The 17525-nt window shown below is 69.5% G+C and carries 13 protein-coding genes; 8 read left to right on the forward strand and 5 right to left on the reverse strand.

All coding sequences use genetic code 11. The annotated features are described in order from the left end of the window. Positions 1-79 precede the first annotated feature (79 nt). Positions 80-5842 (forward strand): LamG-like jellyroll fold domain-containing protein, encoded by a 5763-nt coding sequence (locus tag CRP55_RS20410; RefSeq protein WP_143234762.1) that lies wholly within the window; start codon positions 80-82, stop codon positions 5840-5842. Between the two features lie 263 nt (positions 5843-6105). After that, on the forward strand, positions 6106-6894 hold the full coding sequence (locus CRP55_RS20415; protein WP_097321833.1) for an enoyl-CoA hydratase/isomerase family protein: 789 nt from the start codon (positions 6106-6108) through the stop codon (positions 6892-6894). Positions 6895-7249: 355 nt separating this feature from the next. Here CRP55_RS20415 and CRP55_RS20420 read toward each other — a convergent pair whose 3' ends face one another. Together CRP55_RS20420 and CRP55_RS20425 are read right to left on the reverse strand one after the other, a co-directional pair. Next, a complete protein-coding gene (locus tag CRP55_RS20420) occupies positions 7250-8485 on the reverse strand; it encodes a carboxypeptidase regulatory-like domain-containing protein (RefSeq protein ID WP_097321705.1) in 1236 nt (411 codons plus the stop codon). Positions 8486-8543: 58 nt separating this feature from the next. Beyond that, the gene (locus CRP55_RS20425; protein ID WP_097321706.1) at positions 8544-9188 is read right to left on the reverse strand and encodes an isochorismatase family protein; all 645 of its coding nucleotides are present in this window, start codon (positions 9186-9188) and stop codon (positions 8544-8546) included. 69 nt (positions 9189-9257) lie between these two features. On the opposite strand from CRP55_RS20425, the gene CRP55_RS20430 reads away from it, so the two are divergent. Continuing rightward, a complete protein-coding gene (locus CRP55_RS20430; protein WP_097321707.1) occupies positions 9258-9848 on the forward strand; it encodes a TetR/AcrR family transcriptional regulator in 591 nt (196 codons plus the stop codon). Between the two features lie 240 nt (positions 9849-10088). Here the strand turns inward: CRP55_RS20430 and CRP55_RS56490 are convergent, their stop codons facing one another. The 3 genes from CRP55_RS56490 to CRP55_RS20440 form a co-directional block, all read right to left on the reverse strand. After that, entirely contained in the window at positions 10089-10388 is a 300-nt protein-coding gene (locus CRP55_RS56490) for a DUF885 family protein (RefSeq protein ID WP_097321708.1), read from the reverse strand. Between the two features lie 136 nt (positions 10389-10524). Next, complete coding sequence (locus CRP55_RS53125; protein WP_179855262.1) at positions 10525-10677, reverse strand: hypothetical protein; 153 nt, start codon at positions 10675-10677, stop codon at positions 10525-10527. Between the two features lie 31 nt (positions 10678-10708). Then, complete coding sequence (locus CRP55_RS20440; protein WP_097321709.1) at positions 10709-10909, reverse strand: hypothetical protein; 201 nt, start codon at positions 10907-10909, stop codon at positions 10709-10711. Between the two features lie 263 nt (positions 10910-11172). Here CRP55_RS20440 and CRP55_RS20445 point away from each other — a divergent pair, with 263 nt between their 5' ends. From CRP55_RS20445 to CRP55_RS20465, 5 genes are all read left to right on the forward strand, one after another. Then, positions 11173-11925: a carotenoid biosynthesis protein gene (locus CRP55_RS20445; protein ID WP_281260801.1), complete on the forward strand. Its 753-nt coding sequence runs from the start codon at positions 11173-11175 to the stop codon at positions 11923-11925. A gap of 9 nt (positions 11926-11934) precedes the next feature. Then, positions 11935-13314, forward strand: a complete 1380-nt coding sequence (locus CRP55_RS20450; RefSeq protein ID WP_097321711.1) for an SAM-dependent methyltransferase — start codon at positions 11935-11937, stop codon at positions 13312-13314. A 175-nt stretch (positions 13315-13489) separates the two neighbouring features. Continuing rightward, on the forward strand, positions 13490-14722 hold the full coding sequence (locus CRP55_RS20455; RefSeq protein WP_179855263.1) for an amidohydrolase family protein: 1233 nt from the start codon (positions 13490-13492) through the stop codon (positions 14720-14722). 169 nt (positions 14723-14891) lie between these two features. Next, positions 14892-16115 carry an FAD-dependent monooxygenase family protein gene (locus CRP55_RS20460; protein ID WP_097321713.1) on the forward strand — a complete coding sequence of 408 codons (1224 nt, stop codon included), beginning with the start codon at positions 14892-14894 and terminating at the stop codon, positions 16113-16115. A 202-nt stretch (positions 16116-16317) separates the two neighbouring features. Beyond that, the gene (locus CRP55_RS20465) at positions 16318-17331 is read left to right on the forward strand and encodes an NADPH:quinone reductase (RefSeq protein WP_097321714.1); all 1014 of its coding nucleotides are present in this window, start codon (positions 16318-16320) and stop codon (positions 17329-17331) included. Positions 17332-17525: the final 194 nt, after the last annotated feature.

The following is a 17525-nucleotide window of genomic DNA, read 5'->3' on the forward strand; positions in this document are numbered from 1 at the left end:
TGAGGAGAAGGCAGCCGATCCCGTTGGGGCCGCTGTCGATGAAGCTCGCAAGACCGGTGAGCCTGTTCCCGTTCCCTCGTTGACTGATGGGTCGTCGACGACCTTGGCTCAGCCCGATGGGAAGCTCACCACCACCTACACCTCCAGCCCTCAGCGTGTGAAGCAGAACGGGCAGTGGGTTCCCATCGACACCACGCTCGTCGCGCGGGCCGATGGCTCCTATGTGCCCAAGGCCGCCCAGTCCGACGTGGTCTTCGGGGCCGGCGGCAGCACCTCGCTGGTGTCGCTCAAGGACGGCAAGGCGTCGCTGGCCTTCTCCTGGCCCAGCAAGCTGCCCAAGCCGACCGTCGCCGGCGACACCGCCACCTACCCCAACGTGTATCCCGACGTCGACCTTCAAGTGACGGCGGACGCCACCGGCTACTCGTCGATGCTTGTCGTCAAGAATGCCAAGGCCGCCGCCAACCCCGCGCTTCAGAAAATTGACTTCGGGCTTACCGGCAAGGGTGTCAAGATCTCGTCGACGCGGAACGGCGGTGCGGAGGCCGTCGACACCAAGACCGGTGAGACCGTCTTTCACGCTGACACCGCTCTGATGTGGGACAGCAGCACCGCGACGCCGACGCCGGCGCCGGCCTCGGCGAAGACCAAGAGTGACAGCGCCGAACGGCCCGGGCCGAACCAGCTCGGCGGGCGGCGCGCGAAGGTCAAGGTCGGTGTCAGTGGCGGCAAGCAGAGCCTCACGCCCGACCGGGCTCTGCTCACCGCCAAGACCACCAAGTTCCCGGTCTTCATCGACCCGGTCTGGCAGGGCAACCCCACCCAGCACCAGTGGGCTCGCATCTCCAGCAACGGCTGGGACGTCTACAACTCGACCTCCAAGACCGGGGCCACCAGCGCCCGCATCGGCTACGACGACTGGGCCGGTGGGGCGGGGGAGCGGGCCCGCACGTACTACCAGATGAACACGGCGGGTGTCGCCGGTGCGGAGGTCTCGAGCGCGACCCTCTATGTCACGCACCGGTGGGCCGCTTCCTGCTACAAGACCAATGCGGTGGTGTACGGCACGGCCGCGCCCAGTGCGTACAGTGCGTCGGCCTTGCGCTGGGGCAAGGAGCCCGCGAAGACCACCGGTGTCCTGTCGACGGTTGCCGGCTTCGAGGACGACTGTGGCACCAAGGACGTTCGCGTGTCGCCGGCGAAGCTGAACTTCAATGTCACCAGCTACATCAAGACGGTGGCCAAGAGCCGGGCGTCGCGGGCGAACTTCCTGGTGCAGGCGGCCAACATGGACGACAAGTACGCCTGGAAGCAGCTCGGTTACGGCGGTGGCGCCAGTCTTTCGATCACGTACAGCTACCGGCCTACGCTGCTCAACGGCGACGGCGACCCCACGATCTCGCCCGCCATCTGGGACATGTCGAAGTGGATGACCACGACCCACACGCCGACGCTGGCCGCCAAGGGCACCAACGGCCTGCACAACGGGCAGCTCGAGAACGTCGCGATCATGTACGAGATCTACCGCGGCAGCACCCGGATCGCCCGGGCGACGACGGCGAAAAGCAAGTACGGCACGGCGTGGACCATCCCCACGTTGCAGGATGGCGAATACCTGTGGCGGGCCACCGTCATCAACGAGAGCGGCCTGACCGCGTCCAGCTGGACGCCGTGGCAGAAGTTCACCATCGACACGACGGCTCCTCTCGCACCGAAGGTGCACTCGACGCAGTTCCCGGCCAAGCAGCTGGGTGGCGCGCTCAGCGACAAGGGCACCTTCGTCATCAGCCCGACCCGGGTCGCCGGGAAACCGGAGAACATCACGGGCTTCCTGTTCACCCTCGACGGTGACCTGGCCAACGTCACGTACAGCGGGGTCAAGAACACGCTGACCAACTGGAGCGCCGGTGTCACGACACCCGTGCCCGGCCGTATCTACTACGCCAAGTCGGACAACGGGAACGGCACCGGAACCGCTGTCCTCAACGGCAGCGCCGGTCCGCAGTTCACACCCGGCACCGCGGGCGCGCACAAGCTGACCGCCAAGGCGGTCGACCAGGCCGGTTCGACCTCACCGCAGGCCACCTACATCTTCTACGCCGGCCGCAGCACACCGACCTTCGCCACCGGCACCAAGCTGGTCAACGGGTGGACGGCGACGAACACCGACGGCACGACCACGGTCGTCCCGAAATACTCGGCGACCACCACCGGCAAGGTGATCACCCAGGCCGGCGGTGGTTCCCTCTACTACGCCGACGGCTACCAGGCGGTGCTGGCCAACGGCACGGCCAACGTGTCCAAGAATGACAGCGTCACCTACTCGTTCAACGTGCCCTCTCCGGGGCTCTGGGAGATCGGCGTCAACATCACGGCCGGCACGGCCAACGGCATCTACCGGCTGGTCTTCGACAAGGGGCTGCCAACGGAGACCGTCCTCCACGAGGGGTACGACTCCTACTCGGCCGTGCCGGAGACCCGGTACATCAATTTCGACGTCATCGGGAAGAAGCAGGGCAAGCCGCTGGACCTGGCGCAGGGTGTGCACACCCTGACGTTCACCATGATCAACAAGAACGCGGCTTCGGCCGGTTACCAGTCGGGCATCGACGTCGTGCGGCTGGCGCCCGTGCTGACGTGCCCGATCAACAACCCGACGGCCTGCTACAACAACACCGCCATCAGCACGTTCACGGCGGGGACGCCACCGAAGGTCACGATCGCCGACGCTGACGGCACCGGCTCGAGCATCGAGGCCACCGACCTGAAGGCTTCCGGCTGGAACCCGGGTGGCACCGTCACCGTGAACGGCGCGGCGATCAAGCTGCCGGCCGCGTTCGGCAACGGCGCCAGCGACAACATGCTCGCGTCGGCGCAGATCGTCACCGTCCCGGCCAGCGGGGTGGTCAACAAGGGCAGCGCCGTCGTTTTCGCCGGCTTCACGACCTTCGGACCGGCCACGGGCGCGACCGGTACCATCACGTACGCCGACGGAAGCTGCGTGAAGAGCCAGGACTACACCCTGGACTCGCTGCCTGACTGGACCAAGGTCCCCGCCGGCGACGCCGTTCTCGGTTACACCAAGAAGAACTACAGCAGCGGCCAACAGGTTCCCCTGTCGATCAGCATGTTCAGCGCGAGTGTTGCGCTGCAGTGTCCCGGCGCCGTCGTGGAGAGCATCACGCTGCCCCTGGTGTCCACCGTCCCGCAGGCCAATACGCCCACGCTGCACTTCCTGGGGCTGGGCATTCGCCCGCTGTCGGGCACCGAGTCGGCCCGCTGGACCGGGAGCTGGTCCACCGCGCAGGACGTCGCGGCCGTACCGCTCACCACCGGCGCCAACGCCACGCTCAACGGGCAGACCGTCCGCATCCCGGTGCGGCTGACCGCGGGCACCGGCGGTGACACCCACAAGGTTCGCGTACGTCTGTCGAACGGCACCGGAAAGACGCCCGTCACCTTCGGCGCGGCATCGTTCGCCGTGCAGGACAGCGCCGGGGGCGCGGCCGCCGCGGCCACCCCGGTGGCGCTGACGTTCGGCGGGGCGGCCGGTGTGACCGTGCCGGCCGGGGCCGACGTGGTCAGCGATCCGGTGGCGATGACCGTGCCCGAGCTGACCACGGCGCTGGTCAGCCTCAAGGTCAACGGTTCTCTCACCGCCCTGGCCGGGCACCGTGACGGCAAGACGCCGATCTACACCAGTGCCTCGGACAGCGCCGACCACACGAGGGAGCAGGCGGCCACCGGATATACGAAGTCGGCCATCTTCGGTCTGCCGTTCCTGTCCGGCGTCGACGTCACCACCTCGGCCACCAAGCCCGCCGGCTCGCTGGTGCTCTTCGGCGACCAGACGGTCAACGCCGACAACGCGGCCGCCGACACGGTGAGCCAGCTCGACAGCCGGCTGGCCCGCAAGCTGGCCGAGGCGCCCGACGGCGACCGGCTCGTGCCGTTCGGCGTTCTCAACCAGGGCACCGGCAGCTCGGGCAACCGGGCCGTGCTGCCCGAGTCCACGGTGCGGGTGGCGAAGAACGCCAACGGGCTCGTGGATCGCCGGATCCTCAACCAGACGGACGTTCGCACGGTGCTGATCTCCTCCGGATCGAGCAACCTGCTCGCGTGCACGGGCACCGCCGACGCCTGCGCCACGCAGGTGAAGGACAAGCTCGTCGCGCTGGCCACGCAGCTGCGCGAGTACCAGTCCGACGACACCCAGGTGCTTCCGGCCAAGGCCGGCAGCCTCAAGGTGTACGTGGCCACGCTGCCACCTTTCGCGGTGAGCCACACCGCGGCTCAGGAGACGGCCCGTGACCTGGTCAACCAGTTCATCCTCGGCCCGGACGGGCGGGCGCCGCTGGACAACTACGCCGACGGGGTGATCGATTTCGCGTCGGCCGTCTCCACCGAGAGCTCCGCGACGTCGGACACCGTGCTGGACGACTACCTCACCAGCGGGGTGCCGAACTCCCTGTACTACGACGCCCTGGCCCAGCAGTACGTGGACGACTCGGATCCGGGCGACCGGATCGACGAGTCCCAGAGCGGCGGCACCGAGCCGGGCGCCGAGCCCATCGGCGTGTGGCGCCTCGACGAGGGCGGCGGCGAGTGGGGCCGCGACGTCGGCTGGGGCACCGGCCCCGACCGGGAGACGCACGACGCCTGGCTCAACGAGCTGAGCTGGGGCCCGAGCCGGACGCTGGGCAAGGTCGCGGCGACGTTCAACGGCACCAGCAGCTACGGCCAGACCGACCTGAAGCCCAACGTGACCAAGAGCTTCACGGTCTCGGCCTGGGTGCGTCTCACCGACAAATCCCAGGACCGTACGGTCTTCGCCCGCAACGCCGCCGGGTACGCGCCGATCGCGCTGTTCTATCAGCAGTCGACCGATCGCTGGCTGGCGCAGATGCCGTCCGCCCCGGCCGGCGACGTGGTGTGGAACGACGCCCTGTCGATCCTGCCGGCCCAGCAGAACGTCTGGACGCACCTGGCCGCGGTCTTCGACGCGGACCAGTCCTCGCTGACCCTGTACGTCAACGGGGTCGCCGAGACCTCGGTCGAGGAGGTGACGCCGTTCAACGACGCGGACGGCGCCACCTGGATCGGCCGGGGCGGCAGCACCTTCTTCGCCGGCGACATCTCCGACGTGCGGGTCTGGGCCCGCACGACGGAGCCGGCCGAGATGGAAGGCCTGGCCGCGGCCGTGCCGATCAGCGACTGGGAGTTCGAGAACACGACACCCACCACGGTGATCGACGACACCGGCCTGGGACACGACGGAACGTTGCCGGCGAATCAGAACTGGGCCGCCGGCCACAACGACCTCGACTGGTCGTCGCTGACTCTCAACGGAACCAGCGAGGCCGTCACGTCACCCGCCCTGCTCCGGACCGATCAGTCGTTCTCGGTCGCCGGCTGGGCCCGCCTGACCAAGTCGGACGCCGACTACACCCTGGTCGGCCAGGACGGAACGCAGACGAGCCGGTTCAAGCTCCAGTACGCCCACGACTGCACCTGCTGGCGTTTCGCCACCGCCGACACGGACACGGCCGCCCCGGCCGTGACCAAGGCCGACGGCCCGGCCGGCGCCGCGCTGGAGACCTGGACGCACGTGGCCGGCGTCTACGACGCGGCGGCCGGTGAGCTGCGGCTCTACCTCAACGGCGAACTGGCGAAGACCGCTCCGGTCACCGCCACCGGATGGCACGCGACCGGCAGCTTCACCGCCGGCCGTGGCCGTGCCGCGGGCCAGCCCGCCAACTGGTTCCCCGGCGACATCGACGCGGTCCGCGCCTACCAGGGCGCGATCACCGCCGACCTCGTGACCGACCTCTACAACTCATAACACCGACAGGGGTGGCGCCCGGCCCGCCGGGCGCCACCCCTTCAGAAACTCCCCGCGATGTCGCGGTCGTAGCGCTTCATCAGTCTCACGCCGTCGCGGGCGCTCCGGTCACCTGGGCCGGCCAAAATTCCCCGCGCTCCACGACTGCCGGGTAGTAAGCGAGTGCCTCCTCGTGGTTCATGTGGTCGATTCTCGCTGCCCCTGGGGGCGGATCTTCGTTCCGTACGGCGCAATGGGCCTTTGACCTGATGTTGGCTCTGGTCATGAGCACACTGAGCGTCCAGGTGGTGGACGAGCGCCACTGGCGGGTCGTCATCGACAACCCGCCGACCAACCTAGTCACGCCCGACTTCGTCCGGGACTTGCACGCGACCGTCGAGCGGATCGTGGCGGCGCCGGAGCTCAAGGTCGTGGTGTTCGAGAGCGCGAACGAGCTGTTCTGGGTCAACCACTTCGACCTCGGGCAGATCAAGGACTTCCCGCCTCTGTGGACCGACGCGGTCATCAAGCTGAGCACGGCGCCGGTCGTCTCCATCGCGAAGATTCGTGGGCGGGCCCGGGGCGGCGGTGACGAGCTGCTGCTGGCCTGCGACATCCGGTACGCGAGCCGGGAGAAGGCGATCGTCGGGCAGATCGAGGTCGGCACCGGCATCCTGCCCGGCGGTGGCGCGACCGAGCGGCTGCCCCGGCTGATCGGCCGCGACCGGGCGCTGGAGGCCATCCTGTCGGCCGACGACTACCCGGCCGAGCTGGCCGAACGGTACGGCTGGGTGACCCGGGCCCTGCCCGACGCCGAGCTCGACGGGGTCGTCGACGCCCTCGCCAGCCGGCTGGCCGGCTTCGACAAGCAGGCCTTGGCCGCGGCCAAGCAGCAGATCAACCGGGCTACCCTGCCCCCGGCCGAGGACCTGCACGCCGCGTACCAGGAGTTCCTGGCCTCGTTGTCCTTCCCCGGTTTTCCGAAGCGGCTCGGCGGGCTGCGGGAGCTGTACGGCAAGCACGGCGCCGGACTGGAAGTGGACCTGGGTCCCCTCCTGGGCGACCTTCCGTAGGGCGTGCGCCACCTCGGCGCCGGCGCGGTGCACCGAATGCTGCACCGCGCCGGCGTCGAGGCCGCCCCAGTCGCCGTTCACCGCTGTCCGCGTGCGCCGTGGAGCTGCCGGGGACGCTCGGTGGCAGGATGGCGGCCTTGCGGACGCTGTGCCGCTTCTCAACGGCGCGGCTTCGTCGTGCCCGGCCGCCCGGACGTCTCAACCGTGCCCCTGCCGACGGTCGCGCCGGCAACCACCACGGTCGGCATGTCGAGGGCGGTGAAGCCGCTCGATCAGACGCGCGCCCAGGGGCCGCACACGGGCCTGATCGGGAAAGGGGTACCGCCTGCTGGGCGCAGCTCGCGGGTCCGGGCGGTCACACCAGGGCGCGCCGGTCGCTGATCTGCTCGGCGGTCAGATTTCCCGCCGGGTCGTTCCAGTCGATCACGGTGATGTCTCGGGCCGGTTCGATACGGCCGCCGCGGACCGCGACCGTGACGATCTCGGGTTCGTGGTGGGCTGCGGTCACGACTAGGTGGTGCAGCCCCGTTCGCACGTCGTCGACGGCGTAGGCGCCGGAGGAATCCGTCCGGGTTCGGATCAGCTCCCGCCCGTCGTCGTCCAGGCTCACCACGGTCGCTCCGGCGACGGGGATGCCGGCGGTGGTGCGGACGGTGCCGTGCAGGCGCTGATGTCCGGTCTCGATCACCGGGGCTGGGGTGGCCTGTGCTTTCGGGGCGGGCCGGTGGGTCCAGGCGAGCAGTGCGGCGCCGGCTGCGACCCAAGCGAGGAGGATGGACAGCGGCCGGGCCAGGCCATGATTGTCGAAGTACGCGCTGGCGCGGACCACTTCGATGAACTGGCCGAACGGCAGGACGTCGTGCAGCGCGCGCAGCGGGGTGGGAAGCATGTCGGCGTTGACCGTGGCGCCGGCCGTCGGGATGCCGAGCAGCAGCACGAACGTCATCGCAACGGGCATGAAGAACTGTTTGACCAGCCGGGTGATGCCGGTGGTGAGCCAGCCTATGGCCTGGGTGAGCGCGAACCCGTAGAGCAGCAGCCATCCGTCGGCTGGGATTACGTCCAGGGAGACCGCCACCGACCAGGCCAGCGCCGAGGCGAAGGCGCCGGCCGCTGCGATGGTGGCCAGTTTGCGGTGCAGCGGCCACATGCCGAACTGCAGCAGCACGATCGAGGTGATCAACCCGATCAGCAGCAGTGGCAGTGCGTAGAAGAAGACGCCCACGCCGGAGACGTCACCGGAGGCGAGCCGGACGACGTCGACGGTCTGCCGGGGGTGCAGGACGGCGGTGAGGTAGTCGGCGCGGGTGCCGCTCGCCGCGGACGAGATGTAGAGGGTGCCGGTCGCCGAGTCGTAGGCCCCGGCGAGGTCGTTGTGGGCGACCGCGGTGGCGTCGGTTACCGGCTGGACCGCGAGACCCGCGGGCAGCGGCGGCGCGCTGCCGATGACGCCCAGGCGCATGTCGTGCGGCTGGGGGTGGGCGAACGCCAAGAGGTAGAGCACCGACATCACGGCGGCGAAGAAGAACGGGAACCAGATCAGCGACAGTACGCGGCCCCGGGTGGGCTGCGGTGCGATGGCGTGTGACATCGGAAGGTCCTTTCGCGCCGCGCGCGAGTGCGCGCGGCGCCTTCACGACGAAGTGAAATCAGGCGGACGCGGGCGCGAGGCGGCCCTGAGTGACACCGGCGAAGAACGTGCGGCCGCCCATGGTCATGGCCGGCTGGAACTCGCTCATCAGCTGCGTGCGGATCGGGGAGTCGGCGAAGCGTGGCTCGAGCTGGAACTCGGCGGCGACCGACCACCAGGTAACTGGGACGATGCCGGCCATCAACATGCGCTGGATCGCCATGTCGTGTGCTTCCTTGCTGGTGCTGGCGGTCGCGTCGACCACCACATATGTCTCGTAGCCGGCGCGGACCGCGCCGAGTGCGGTCTGCAGCACGCAGCCATCGGTGGCGATTCCGCCGATCAGCAGCCGGCGTCGGCCGGTGGCCTCGACGGCGGCGGTGAAGGCCGGGTCGAGGAATGAGTTGAAGGCGGTGCTGCGTTCGATGACCGGCTGGTCGCCGATCGCCGCGAGCAACTCGGGGTAGAGCGGGCCGGACGGCTTGGACGCCTCGCCGTTGGTGACCACCAGGCCGGCGCCGTAGAGCTTGGCCGTCTTGGCCAGCCCGACGGTGTTGTTGATGTGCTCGCGCAGGTCGTGCGAGCGCAGCAGGGTGGCGAAGCCGACCGCGTAGTCCACGAGGACGACGGTGGCGTTGTCCGGGGACAGGGGAGTGAGGTTCATCGGATCTCCTTGTTAATGACCGCTTGGTCATCAAGGTAGCGCGCTAATGACCATGCGTACAATAAGGAGATGACGTCTCCCGCATCACAGTCGCCGCAGCCACGGCGACGCACCCGAGACCCTGAGTCGAAACGCGCCGCGATCGTGGCCGCGGCCCGGCAGGTCTTCGCTGAGCAGGGCTTCGACAAGGCCACCATCCGGGAGATCGCGCGTCGGGCCGATGTCACGCACGGTTTGGTGATGCGGCATTTCGAGTCCAAGGAGCGGTTGTTCCTTGCCGCTGTGCCCGGCACCCGTGATCTGGCCGCGAGTGTGGCTGGTGACCTCGACGGCCTGCCGGGCCGGATCGCCGACTCGTTCGTACGGCGGATGGAGTCGGCCGACAGCGCCGATCCGTTCGTCGCGTTGGTGCGGGCTGCGGCCGCCGATCAGGAGGCGGCCAAGGCGCTACTGGCAGCGATGCGATCGGAGAGTGTGGCCGCCTACCGTGCGGTACTGCCCGGGCCGCAGGTCGATGAGCGGGTCGACCTGCTCGGTGCGTTCCTGATGGGCGTGACGGTGAGCCGGTACGTGCTCGGCGACGGTCCACTCGCGGCGATGCCACCCGAACGGCTAGCCGGCTACCTCGCCGGCGTCCTGCGGACGATCCTGCTCGCTTAGCCGCTTTGGCGGTTGCCTTCTTCGGGTACTCGCAAGTTACTCATGACCTCGCCGCACGCGGCGGCGGGTTGAGCCGACAAGGCTGTCCAGAACGCGCGCGAAGAAGTACAGCGGCAGAGTCGCCTTGATCCGCGCGCTCGCCCCGGCGTCGGTCTCCGGGTGCACGGCGCGGTGGCGTACAGAATCAGCCCGGTCAGCCTACCGGGATGAGTCAGCGCGTATTGTTGCGCCACAAATCCGCTATGCGAGTGGCCGAGCAGATATTCGGGGCCGACGTGTGAGACGACCGCGTCCACGAAAGGCACGCAGGCAGCGACGCCGTACCCCCGCGGGTGGCTCGCGAGGCGTCCCGTCCAGGACGAGAAGCGTGCCGAGGGCGCCGAGGTAGCCGAGTTCGGCCATCAGGCGTTCGGCGTACATGGCCCAGCCCTCGGCGTGCCCGGAGCAGAAGCAGAGCAGGCGCTGCCAGCGGTTGAGCCGGTCGGCCCGGAGGCGCTGGGCTGCTGTCCGTACGGGCGAACTTCTCTGCCCCTGCGACATCCATTGTGGTGATGCAGCTGTGGATCCGGGTCTGATCGATGCCGCGTGGTGTCGGTCCCGGCAGGTTTGAGGAGGCGCTGTGGAGGTGCCCGGCGAGCGGGCGGCGGTTGCCGCGTGGGCGACCGCCGCCCGGTTTTCAGTTGGCTCGCACGGACACGGCGTTGAAGGAGGCGAAGCTGTGGAAGTCGCCGGCCGGCAGGGTCATCTTGATGCCGGTGCAGCCGGGGCCGCTGAAGAACGCGTACGGCGTGGTCGTGTTGTTCAGGTCGGCGTGTACGGCGAACGGCAAGTCGACGCAGCCCACGACCGGGCGGGCGAACTCAACGCGATCGCCGGAAGGGGCCTTCCCGCAGGTTCAGGACGCCCGGCGTGGCGCAGTAGCAGCCCGGGTCCTCGATGACGACGTATTGCTTGGCCGGGGTGGTCGAAGCCGGGGAGGCCGATGCCGGGGAAGCGCTGAACAGCAGCGCGGCGGCGGCCGGTGCCGCGGCCAGCATGGCGTACCACTTCGGACGTGACATGACGATCCTCTCGTTGGGGTCTGACGGTCGACAGTAGATTCATGCCCACGAAAGTTTAAATTCCAACTAAAGTGCGAAAAATAATGTCAAAAGTTTGAACCGGACCGGCTCGGTCATGGTGTTGTTGTGGTTCCTCGTCGGGCTCGACGCCGTCGCCAATCTCGTGCCGCTGCCCGGGGTGCCCGGCTTCGCCGTCACCATGGTCAGCCTGCTCGCCGAGCTCACCTTCGCGCTCGTGCACGGCACGCTCGCGTACCGATGGCGTGGGGTCCTGGTGTTTCCTCGGTCTGGCTGTGGTCGTCAGCAACGCCATGGAGAACCTGGGGGTGCTGACGGGTGTGCCGTTCGGGCACTACCACTACACAGGCGAGCTCGGCCCGAAACTGTTCGAGGTGCCGGTCCTTATCGGTCTCGCGTACTTCGCCGTCGGCTATCTGGCCTGGACGATAGGGACGATCCTGACCGGCCCCGGACGCCGGAGTGTTGCGACACCGGTGGTCGCGTCCTTTGTGATGGTGGCGTGGGATCTGGCGATGGATCCGTCGTCGGCGACCCTGCGCGGCCGGTGGGTGTGGGAGGACGGCGGCGGCTACTTCGGTGTGCCGCTGAGCAACTTCCTCGGATGGAGCGTCACGGTCTACCTCTTCTACCAGCTGTTCGCCCTCTACCTGAAGCGCTGGGGACCGCCCGCCGGCCGGCAGGCCCGGCTGGCTCCGGGGTGCTGGTGGTCGTCGATCATCGCGTACGCGGTCGTCGCCGGAGATCACGTGGTCAACTGGGTGAGCGGCGGCCACGACGGCGTCCCGGCGCAGGTGACCGATGCCACGGGCCGGGTGTGGCGGTCCGCCGACGTGTACGAGGCGTCCGCCCTGGCCGCCCTCTACGGCATGGGATTCCTGGCGCTCCTGGCTGCGCTGCGGCTGACGGTGAGGGGAGCGGGCCGAAGAGCAAGTCGTATTGCCCCTGCGGGAACAACCGTGACGAACAGCGGAGAGCGGGCATCGGGCGCTGGTTGACTGCTGCCCATGTCGAGTGATGTGGGGTGGACGGCCCTGTTGACCGCCTACAGCCGGGCGCAGGAGACCCGCCGGGCCGGTAGCCGCCTGGTTGAGGATCCGTACGCGGCGGAGTTCATCGCCGCCTACACCGGTGAGGTGCTCGACCCGGCCGGGGCGTTGCCCGATCTGGGGCCGGCGGGGGACCGCGGCTCCTCGTTGCTGTGGAAGATCTTCGAGTTCTACATTCCGCAGCGCACACCGTTCTTCGACCAGGCCATTCTGCGGGCGCAGGGCATCTGTCGGCAGATCGTGCTGCTGGGCGCGGGGCTCGACACCCGGGCATTTCGGCTCGAGCTCGGCCCCGAGACCACCGTCTTCGAGGTCGACCGGCCGACCGTGTTCGCGTTCAAGGACCGGGTGCTGAATCGGCTGGGCGCGACGAGCACCTGCAGTCGGGTCGAGGTGGCGGCCGACCTGGCGGCAGAGGGCCTCGGCGCGGCGCTGACCGCGGCCGGCTTCGATCCGACCCGGCCCGCGGTGTTCGTCGCCGAGGGTCTGCTCATGTACCTGACCGACAGTGCGGCCGACGCGCTGCTCAGCCAGGTGTCCGCGCTCGCCGCGCCGGGCAGCGTCCTGCTCGGCGAGCATTACAGCCGCCGGTTCACCGACGCGGACGCCTCCTGGGATCTGCTCGACGACACCGATCGGATCACCTGGCGGCAGTTGACGTCCAGTTGGGCGTACGGGCTGGTCGGCCAGGAACCGGCCGCGGTGCTGACCCGGCACGGCTGGACCCCCGGGGAAGTGACCGATCTGGCGGGGTTGGGCCGCGGCGCCGGACGGGCGGTCCCGCCTGCGTTCGGCGCGCAGGGCGCGGGCAAGGTCTGGCTCTACGAGGGGATCCGTACGGGAGACTCAGACGTGCCGGCCCTCAAGGGCATCCATCATCTCAAGATCCCGGTCGAGGACCTGGACCGGTCGCTGGCGTTCTACGAGCGCGCCTTCGGAGCCCGGCGGATCCCGGAGGCCGACCACGTCCGGCCGGGTGGGACGCTGTTCGCCTACATCGTCCGGATCGACGGGCTCGGCACCCTGCTGGAGCTGCGGCGGCATCCGGACCGGGCCCGCTCGCACAGCGGATTCGACCCGATCACGCTGCTGGTCGACGACCGGACGGCGCTGGCGCAGTGGGCCGGCCACCTGGACCGGGCGGGCCTGGCGCACTCGCCCGTGCTGACCGCCGTGCGGGCCTGGGTCATGGTGGTGCCCGACCCGGACGGCACCCGGATCCGGCTCTACACCTCCGAGACCCACGGCCCCGAGCTTGCGCCCGACACGGCGAGCCCGTGGCTGGACGACGCGGCGGACCTCGAACCCGTCGTCGAGAGCAGCCCGGCTTGCCCATAGGGGAACAGCCGGGACGAGCGGGCGGGGGCCGCGGCGACGGAAGGATTGACTGAGCACCGGGGCATGAGGAGCATGGGGCTTGGCGCGTATGGAATGCTGCGATCGGTCAATCGCGTTTCGTTCGGTCACCGTCATCGACGGGCTTGGCGGCCCGGCGCGACCGGGGGTCACCGTCGTGACGCGCGGTGAGAGCATCCTGGCCGTCGCCGCGGACGACGCGGTGCCGCGCGAGATGCTGGATGCCGCTCAGATCGTCGATCTGCCGGGCCGGTATCTCCTGCCCGGGCTGGTCGACGCGCACCAGCACATCGCCACTCCACCGGACCGGCCGGCGGCGGAGAGAATGCTGCGCCGCGCGCTGCGCAGCGGGATCACCCTCGTGCGCATCATGGGCGATGATTTGCGGCAGGTGGCCGACCTGGCGAGAGCGTCGCTGGTGGGTCAGATCGACGCGCCCGACCTGCGGACCGCCGCCCTGTTCGCCGGCCCGTCGTTCTTCACCGACCCGCGCACAGTGGCCGCCTGCGCGGGCGCCGTGCCCGGTGAGGTGCCGTGGATGCAGGCGATCACCGAGGACACCGACCTCGGGACGGCCGTGGCCATGGCTCGCGGAACCGGCGCCGCCGCCATCAAGATCTACGCTGACCTGCCCAAGAAACTGGTCACCGCGGTAGCCGAGGAGGCGCACCGCCAAGGGCTCGGTGTGTGGGCGCATGCCGCGGTGTTCCCGGCCGGCCCCCGCGACCTCGTCGAGGCGCCGGCCGATGTGATGTCGCACGCCACGCTGCTCGCCTACGAGGGAGTCGCCGTACGGTCCTTCGCGGAACGGGCGACCGTGCCGATCGAGCACGCGCGGTTCCGTGGGGGCGACGATCCCGCGGTGCGCGGCGTACTCGACGCGATGCGCCGGCGCGGGACCATTCTGGACGCGACCGGCTCGCTGCTCGCCCACGCGGAGGGCTTCGACGAGGACGATGCCCGGACGACGGCGGCTCTGGTGCGCCAGGCCCATCGCGCCGGTGTGCCCATCTGCGCGGGCACGGACTACGAGACCGCCGTGGACGATCCGTACCCGGCCCTGCACGAGGAGATCGAGTACCTCGTGGAGCGGGCCGGCATGACGGCGGCCGAGGCGATCCGCGCGGCGACCCTGATCGGCGCGCGAGCCGCGGGCGAAGGCGACCGCCGCGGCTCGGTCGAATCGGAGAAGCTCGCCGACCTCGTCGTGCTGGCCCGTGATCCGTATGCCGACGTCCGCAACCTGCGGAGCGTCGAGATGACCGTCAAGCGGGGACGCGTCCGTTCCCGTGACGACCTCGCAGAGTGCCCGGTGACCGCCCCAGCGCGGGAGATCGAGCCTGGCGGCGCGCAGGTGATCGGCGAGGTCGGCGGCGCCAACCCGCGGTAGGCCCAGGGTGGCCCGCACCGACGGACCCCGGCTCGCTGACGGTCGTGGATGAGCGCCTGTCGGTGTCCGTCATGGAACGGGTTCGAAGGGGCAGTCCGCGACTGTCACTTCGGCACCTTCTTCGCGCCCACGCTTTCCGATGCTGTCGAGGCCTACCAATGTGGACGAAATGAACGAAGTCGAAGTTTTCGATCGGCTGAGCAGCGTCCAACGGCCGATGGTCACGAGCCGGAGGCTGCGGCACGCGGTAGTGCTCGGTGGGAGCATCGCCGGGCTGCTCGCGGCGCGCGTGCTCGCCGACCACGCGGAGGAGGTAGTGGTCGTGGAGGGCCGCACTGGTGGTGTGCCCCAGGCCACCCAGATCCACACGCTGCTGCCCGGCGGCCAAGCGCAGATCGAGCGCTGGTTCCCCGGCTTCACCGAACAGGCTGTAGCCGCCGGCGCGGTACTGTCGCAACCGCACGAGGTGGAGCGGTGGGCGAACGACGTCCGAGCCGTCGACACCCCGAACAGCGTGTTGCTCACCCAGAGCCGCGACCTGCTCGAGGCGGTGCTCCGCCGGCGTACCTTCGCGACGGGCAACGTGCGGTCGGTCGCCGCCTCCGCGACTGGACTCACGTACGAGAACGGTCGCGTGACCGGCGTCCTCGCCGGGCGAACCCTGCCCGCCGACTTCGTGGTGGACGCCATGGGCCGCGGCAGCGGACTGGCCGGCTGGTTGGAACGCGACGGCTGGGAGAGCCCGAAGCTCGAACGGAAGCGGATCGACGTCAACTACGCGACGGCGCGCTTCGCCCGGGCCGGATCGACTACCACAGGCGTGGCCGTCGCCCGCTATTCTCCCGGCTATCCGAAGCGCACGCAGGCGGCGGCCAGCGCCATCGAGGACGGCCAGTGGATGCTGATGCTGGCCACCTATGGTGCCGAGCGGCCGCCGCGGGACCTGGACGGCTTCCTCGCCCGGTGCGCCGACCTTCCGCCGGTCTTCGGCCGGATCGCCGCCGAAGAGCCGATCGGCGACATCAAGCCGTACGGGATGCCGGACGCTCGCCGCCTGCGGTACGACCGGCTCCGCCGCCACCCGGCCGGTCTGGTCAGCGTCGGCGACGCGGTGGCCTCGTTCGACCCGATCTACGGACAGGGCATGACCTCGGCGGCACTGCACGCCTCGTGCCTGTCGGAGTATCTCTGTGGCCCGGCGACGTCGACCGGCACGTTCTTCGATCTGCAAAAGGTGATCGTCGACGCGACGTGGGAATTCCCGGTGCCCCCGGAGATCGCCCGGGCCGCGGTGGTGGACGAGTGGGTCGGCACCCGGTTCAACGACGTCACCTTCATGCTGGCCCACCCCGCCACGCTGGCAGCGCTTGAGGCAGCCGGCCAGTTGCAGTAGAAGTCCGGTTGCGGCCGGCAACGGGGAGTAGGTCGTCAGGCCGGCCGGCTCGCGGATCCGCGCCGGATCGTCGTCAGGGGAAGGCCGGCTTTCCCCTGAGTGCAGTTTTTCGAGACCGCCTGGTTTTGCCGGCGAGACTCGATACCGTGCCTCCTGTCGGGACTCGCCGCCCGGCTCGTTCGTCAAGTCTTTGGGGGATTCCATGCGCGCTGCCGTCTTCACCGAGCCCGGCCCGGCCGAGGTGATCGAACTCGTTGAGCGGGACATGCCGTCGCCCGGCCCGGGAGAGGTCCGCGTGCGGATCGTCCTGTCCGCGGTGAACCCGACGGACACCGGCACTCGCGCCGGACGAGGAGTCCCGGACGGTGTGGCCTCGCCTCGGGTGCCCAACCAGGACGGCGCCGGTGTGGTCGACGCGGTCGGCGACGGCGTCACGGAGGTGGCGCTCGGCGATCGGGTGTGGGTGTGGGACGCCGCCTTCGCGCGCGCCGACGGCACCGCCCAGGAGTACGTCGTGCTGCCCGGCCGTCAGGTCGTCCGGATGAACGACGACGTGCCGTTCGAGGTCGGCGCCGCCCTCGGCATCCCGGCGCTGACCGCGCACCGGTGCCTTACGGTGGCCGCCGACGGTCCCGCCCGTCTCGTGCCCGGCGCGCTCGAGGGCCGTACGGTGCTGGTTCAGGGCGGCGCCGGAGCGGTCGGCAACGCCGCGATCCAGCTGGCCAAGTGGGCTGGCGCTACGGTGCTGACGACGGTCAGCTCGAAGGACAAGGCGGCGCTGGCGGCCGCGGCCGGTGCCGACGCGGTGATCAACTACCGCGAGGAGGACGTGACCGCCAGGGTCCGGGAGATCGCCCCCGGCGGCGCGCAGGTGATCGTCGAGGTCAGCGGCGCCAACCTGGCCGCCGATCTCGACGTGGTCGCCCGCGGCGGCAACATTGCGGTTTATGTCGGCGGCGAGGTGACGATCCCAGCGTTCAAGGCGATGTTCAACAACGTCAGTTTCGACTTCGTTCTGACCTACACCACCTCGGCCGTGGAGAAGGCCAACGCTGTCGCAGCGGTCGCCGACGCGGTCAACGCGGGCGCCTTCCGTGTGGGCGAGGAGGCCGGCCTTCCGATCGTGCGATTCCCATTCGGCCGAGTGGCCGACGCGCACAAGGCAGTCGAGCAGAACACGGTCGGCAAGGTCGTGATCGAGGTGACCGAGCTCTGAGGCCCGGATAGCAGGAGCTTTCCCGAAGACGATCGAACGGCGGCGCCGGGCTCGGCCCGGCGCCGCCGTTCAATCGGTTACTTGTTCCTCCTTCATGTAAGTGTGCCCGTTGCGCTCGATTATGTGACCGCCGATGGATGCTTCAAGGCGTCCGTGATGTCGCTTCCCAAAGGTGCGAAGTCGTCTACACCGAC

Origin of the sequence: Paractinoplanes atraurantiacus, from assembly GCF_900215205.1 — a bacterium.
Taxonomy (GTDB): Bacteria; Actinomycetota; Actinomycetes; order Mycobacteriales; family Micromonosporaceae; genus Actinoplanes; species Actinoplanes atraurantiacus.

Bases quoted from the DNA above. Each gene is read 5' to 3' on its own strand.
- CRP55_RS20415 (WP_097321833.1), top strand. From the start codon at position 6,106: ATGAGCACACTGAGCGTCCAGGTGGTGGACGAGCGCCACTGGCGGGTC.
- CRP55_RS20440 (WP_097321709.1), bottom strand. From the start codon at position 10,909: ATGTCACGTCCGAAGTGGTACGCCATGCTGGCCGCGGCACCGGCCGCC.
- CRP55_RS20425 (WP_097321706.1), bottom strand. From the start codon at position 9,188: ATGAACCTCACTCCCCTGTCCCCGGACAACGCCACCGTCGTCCTCGTG.
- CRP55_RS20460 (WP_097321713.1), top strand. From the start codon at position 14,892: ATGAACGAAGTCGAAGTTTTCGATCGGCTGAGCAGCGTCCAACGGCCG.
- CRP55_RS20450 (WP_097321711.1), top strand. From the start codon at position 11,935: ATGTCGAGTGATGTGGGGTGGACGGCCCTGTTGACCGCCTACAGCCGG.
- CRP55_RS20420 (WP_097321705.1), bottom strand. From the start codon at position 8,485: ATGTCACACGCCATCGCACCGCAGCCCACCCGGGGCCGCGTACTGTCG.
- CRP55_RS20465 (WP_097321714.1), top strand. From the start codon at position 16,318: ATGCGCGCTGCCGTCTTCACCGAGCCCGGCCCGGCCGAGGTGATCGAA.
- CRP55_RS20430 (WP_097321707.1), top strand. From the start codon at position 9,258: ATGACGTCTCCCGCATCACAGTCGCCGCAGCCACGGCGACGCACCCGA.
- CRP55_RS56490 (WP_097321708.1), bottom strand. From the start codon at position 10,388: ATGTCGCAGGGGCAGAGAAGTTCGCCCGTACGGACAGCAGCCCAGCGC.